General features: G+C 48.9%; 3 protein-coding genes. 2 read left to right on the forward strand and 1 reads right to left on the reverse strand.

Features of this window, described 5'->3' with window-relative positions; genetic code table 11:
- On the reverse strand, positions 1-2,181 hold a 2,181-nt coding region (locus F9B91_RS11955; protein WP_150923293.1), incomplete at its 3' end, for a TonB-dependent receptor plug domain-containing protein.
- 448 nt (positions 2,182-2,629) lie between these two features.
- Here F9B91_RS11955 and F9B91_RS11960 point away from each other — a divergent pair.
- A complete protein-coding gene (locus tag F9B91_RS11960) occupies positions 2,630-3,310 on the forward strand; it encodes a sulfite exporter TauE/SafE family protein (RefSeq protein ID WP_003740792.1) in 681 nt (226 codons plus the stop codon).
- 270 nt (positions 3,311-3,580) lie between these two features.
- The gene (locus F9B91_RS11965; RefSeq protein ID WP_070538699.1) at positions 3,581-4,906 is read left to right on the forward strand and encodes a DUF445 domain-containing protein; all 1,326 of its coding nucleotides are present in this window, start codon (positions 3,581-3,583) and stop codon (positions 4,904-4,906) included.
- Positions 4,907-4,959: the final 53 nt, after the last annotated feature.

A 4,959-nucleotide genomic window follows, 5' to 3' on the forward strand; every position in this document is an offset into this window, starting at 1 on the left:
ACGGCTTGATTTGAGTTTTGGTATTTTTGCCCGACGGGGTGAAAAATACAGTTGCTTTTCATTAGGATTGACCCATTTTTCGCGATCATATGTCAAAGTCGGAATATATTGCGAATTGACTTGAAACGAATACAGGCTAATTTGTTTATGTTTTTTTCTTTGTTCTGAATATTCATCGGCCATATATAAAGCATAATCAAGACTGCCATTTGCCAAAGCATCGTCAATTGCCTTGTAATCCGCGTATTCTTGCGGCGTGGCAACCCTGCCGATCGAATATTTTATCCCCCTGTTCATTTCTAACGGATAGCCAAACTTATTCATGCCGCTTTCCAAGCGTCTGCTTTTATCCTGAAGCTGGAAATTGGTATATCGCCCGCCTGCCATCAACGTCAGCCAGCGGAAGGGTTCGTAGCGGAAATTAAAGCCCAAATTGTATTCTCGCCGTTTGCCATTGCGCGGTACGCCATATTGGTTCAATTCATAATTTGCCCTGATGGTGTTGTTTTCGAGTTCTTCCCGATATTTGTCGTATCCTCCCCGCTCCAGCTCGTCTGAAAAATCATTGCGCGATGTCAGTTTTTCATTTTGAAAATCGCCCATCAAAGTCAACGACAGTTTGTCGCTCAATTTCATACGGTTGGAGAATTGAAAGCCTGTACGGTTATTACGGGCGTAATAGGCGTTGCCTTCAATAGTGTTGAACCTGCCGTTTGTATTGGGCGTTTCGGGTTTGGGCGGTTTTGGGGTTTCAAAACCTGCATTCAGCAATTCTTGACGCTCTTCAGGCGTAGCTTTTTGCCATCTGTCGTACTCATCCCATGCCCGTTGAAATACCAAATCTTCATAAACGGTATCGCCGGGCGAACCGCCTGCGGTATTGGTTTTGGATTTGGTGCGTGTTGTCCAAAGCGTGGCATCGAAATCTATCCAACGGCTGCCCTCGGGCTTCCACGAATAGTCGATATTGTAGGAACGCTGTTTTACCCATGCCTGCGGCCATTCAGCAATTTTGTTGAGGACGGACGCATCCCAACTGATGGGGCCGATAATGCGCGAAGGCATGATTTCGCCGAACGTGGAATCGGTATGGCGCAGGCCGAATTTGAGCGTTTGGCGGTTCGGCAGACGGAAGGTGGTTTTACCTACCCATGATTTGGTTTCGAGTGAGGTATTGCTGACTTCCCCGCCCGGATGATAAAAAAGTCCGATTTTTGAAATATCGGGGGCACCCAGCATGTTTTCACTGCCGAAAAATTTCTCACCCTTGGCAGCGGCTTCTTCTTGACGACGTTTTAATTCGTCTAAAGTTTCTTGTGTCCAAGGACCGATATAACCGTAGCGCTCCGCCCCTTTTTTGCCGGAAAAATAATTGCCTTTACTGCGGTAGGCATAGGCGAGCATGGCATCGAAATTGTCCTGCTTGGTGGCAGCGGCAATGCGGTAGGCTTTATCCTCCCCAAATTTATTGCGTCCGTTGAAACGCTGGTCGATTCGGTCGGTATCGTCAAAAAACGAACGCCAAATACCACCCGTCGCTACTGCGGGAACAGGCAAGGTTCGATAATCGACTGAATGTTCATAAGCATTCTCACGCCTTTTGATGGAATTGTTGGAAGCCTCCGCCTTCACTTCAAATCCGTATTTCTGCCCTTCGGGGACAATATCGTCGGCATCAATGGTTTTCAGGGCGACGGAGCCGCCTATGCCGCTTTTCATATCACGGCTGAACGAGGGGCCTTTTTCGATAGAAACGCTGCTGATGATGTTGGGGTCGACGTAGTTGCGGTTGTTTGCGCCTGCGTAGCCGCGCCAGACGGTAATCGCCTGCTCCGTGCCGTCGATGGTAACGGGAATCCGTCCCTGTCCCTGTACGCCGCGTATATTGGGATCCAGCGCGCCGCTGTTGCGCGCGTCGCCGCTGTACACGCCGGACATGCCGCTCAAAAGATCGGATACGGTGTTGCCTTTGAAGGTTTCGACATCTTCCTTGCCTTTGTAGAGGTTGACGATTTCGCGGGTATAAACCCGGTTTTTACCGATTTCGTCTTTATTGCGTGTGCCTTTGACAGTAACAGTATCGAGAATGACGGTCGGCGTATTATCGGCAGCATAAATGATGGGAGAGAAACCGATGGCGGCAATGCAGGCGGCAAGGGTGTTGACTTTGACTGGCTTCATAACGGATTCCTTGTGTGGCGGAATGTCAGACAGCGTCGTCTGAAAATGTTCGGACGACCTCGGAAAGGTTTTGCCGCAAGTCAGTTATGATAATTAATAAATGATTTTGATTATTATTTATATTATTTTGGTAATTTTAACCGAATCTCGATAATATGCAAACATTTGCTTGCTTCTTCGGTATCCTGTTCAGAAATATTCGATTCGTTTAACATTTTGTTTTCAAATGAAATCAAATTATTTTCCTCAAAATAAAGCTTTATAAATATCGGGTAGTCTAAAGGTCGTCTGAAAATCCGATGCCGTGCAATCAAGGCAAAGCGATTTTCAGACGACCTTTCCAAACAGATTCGCAATAATTCGTCCCTATTCCATCCTTTCTTATCCTCATTCCTCCGTTATTGATACAATACGAAACAGTCTGATAACAATTTCAAATATATCTGATATGGACGAAAACCTTACCTTCCTCACTCTGTTTCTGCTCGGTTTTTTCGGCGGCGGCCACTGCGTCGGAATGTGCGGCGGGTTAAGCAGCGCATTTGCCTTGCAGCTTCCACCCAACCTAAACCGTTTCGGATTGATTGTTCTGTTGAACTTGGGACGTGTAAGCAGCTATGTCCTCATCGGCTTCCTAGTCGGTCTGATCGGGCAGGCAGGGATTTCTTTGGATGACACCCGCGTGTTGCAGCAGGGGCTGTATATCGCGGCAAACATCCTGCTGTTGCTTTTAGGGCTTTATCTGGCGGGGATTTCGACGGCGGCGACGCGTATCGAACGCATCGGCAAACCGATATGGAAGCGGCTGAATCCGTTTTTAAACAAGCTTTTGCCTATCCGTTCCGTCCCAGCCTGTTTCGGCGTAGGGATGCTTTGGGGCTGGCTGCCGTGCGGTCTGGTTTACAGCGCGTCGCTTTACGCCTTGGGCAGCGGCAGCGCGGTTCACGGCGCTTTATATATGTTGGCTTTTGCACTCGGCACGCTGCCTAATCTTTTGGCGATGGGTATCTTTGCAGCGCAGTTGAAAACGCTTTTGCAAAAACGCAGCATCCGCCTGTTGGCAGGGTTGACGGTGGCGGCTTGGGCCTTGTGGCGGCTTTGGGTTTCGGTTTCAGGCTGGACGGCATAAAGGTCGTCTGAAAACCTGTACACAACCATACCACAGAATCATGTGAACAGCCTGTGAACAACTCTCCTTCCCTTTTGATTTTCCAAAATAAAAATATTATGATTAAAAAATAGGCAATACAAAATATTGCCCACAACCCGCATTCGGATTGATGTGTGCATTCTGTGGAAAACTTGGATAATATTTTGAAACCTATTGAATATTTTCAGCTGATTAAAAAGTAATCAATCTATTCGCAATCCTCTAAAGACAAAAAAGACAGGAATAGAAATGCACACCCTTTCAGAACAAGTCCGCTTAAATGAAGCGCGCAAAAAGTTGGCAAAAAGCAGACGTTGGGCGACGGGCTTGCTGCTTCTTGCGTGCGGGCTGTTTGCAGTCTCCGCCGTTTATGTGCGCCAATATCCTTGGTTGGGATTTGTCAAAGCGTTTGCCGAAGCCGCGATGGTGGGTGCGCTGGCGGACTGGTTTGCCGTCACCGCGCTTTTCAGACGACCTCTCGGACTGCCGATTCCCCATACCGCAATTTTGCCGCGCAATCAGGCGCGTATCGGCGATGAACTAGGACGGTTTATCGAACATAATTTTTTGCAGGGCAAACCCATCGCCATGCGCATTTATCAAGCGCAGCCCAGCGATAAATTATTGAAATGGTTGGACGGCGAAGACGTGAAATCGCATTGGCTGCCGTGGCTTTCCAAACAGATTCCGACGCTGCTTGCCATCGCCAAACCGGAACAGACAGCGCGTTTTACAGCAATGCTGCTGGAAGAACGTTACAGCGGCGAACAAATCGGCAACACGCTTGCCGACGGTTTGCGGCTGTTGAAAGCGCAAGGGATGCACGAAAAAGCGTTTGAAAGCCTGCTCCGTCAGATTCGGCGTTGGCTGAAAACGCCGGAAACCCGCGAAATGTTGGAGCAGAACCTGCGCGAGTGGGCGGCGAAAATCGAAGGCGGCAATCCCGGAACTTGGGACAGGCTTAAAGCGGCGGTGAAATCGACCTTGGTGGGAAAAGTCGATGATTGGGCGGCAGAAAAAGCGTTGGCATGGATAGACGGCTATTTGGCAACTGCGGACAAGCAGGACAACGCGCTGCGCCGACAATTCTTGGTGCAATACGACGAACTGACCGAACGCCTGACCACATCGCGCCTGTGGCACCGCCGCCTGGACAAATTCAAAAAACAGCTCGCGCAATCGCCCGCCCTGCAACGTCAAATCATGACCTTATGGTGCGGCATTTTAGACTGGGCGCGGGAAGATGTGGAAAAACAAGACTCTTTGTGCCAAGCGCAACTGGAAAAGCTGCTGAATCATATGCGTTCGCAAGCTCAGGCATACCCGCAATTTATGCGGCGGGCGGATATACGGATTTCGCTTTTGGTTCGGGATTTTGTGATGCGTTATAAAGATAAAGCCGCTTTATTTGTCGCGGACAAAGTCAAAGGCTGGGACAGCCGCCTGATGGTGGAAAAACTGGAATTGAGCGTGGGCAAGGATTTGCAATATATCCGCATCAACGGAACGCTCGTCGGCGGACTGGTCGGACTGGTGATTTATACGGTATCGCTATGGCTGGCGGGATATAGTTAACCAAAACAAAAAGTATATAATTCTCTCCCTTAACTCCACACCTTACCCGTTCC

It is taken from the genome of Streptococcus mitis (assembly GCF_008763935.1).
Classification (GTDB): Bacteria; Bacillota; Bacilli; order Lactobacillales; family Streptococcaceae; genus Streptococcus; species Streptococcus mitis_DB.

Coding starts and splice junctions, on each gene's coding strand:
- F9B91_RS11965 (WP_070538699.1), top strand. CDS start 3,581: ATGCACACCCTTTCAGAACAAGTCCGCTTAAATGAAGCGCGCAAAAAG.
- F9B91_RS11960 (WP_003740792.1), top strand. CDS start 2,630: ATGGACGAAAACCTTACCTTCCTCACTCTGTTTCTGCTCGGTTTTTTC.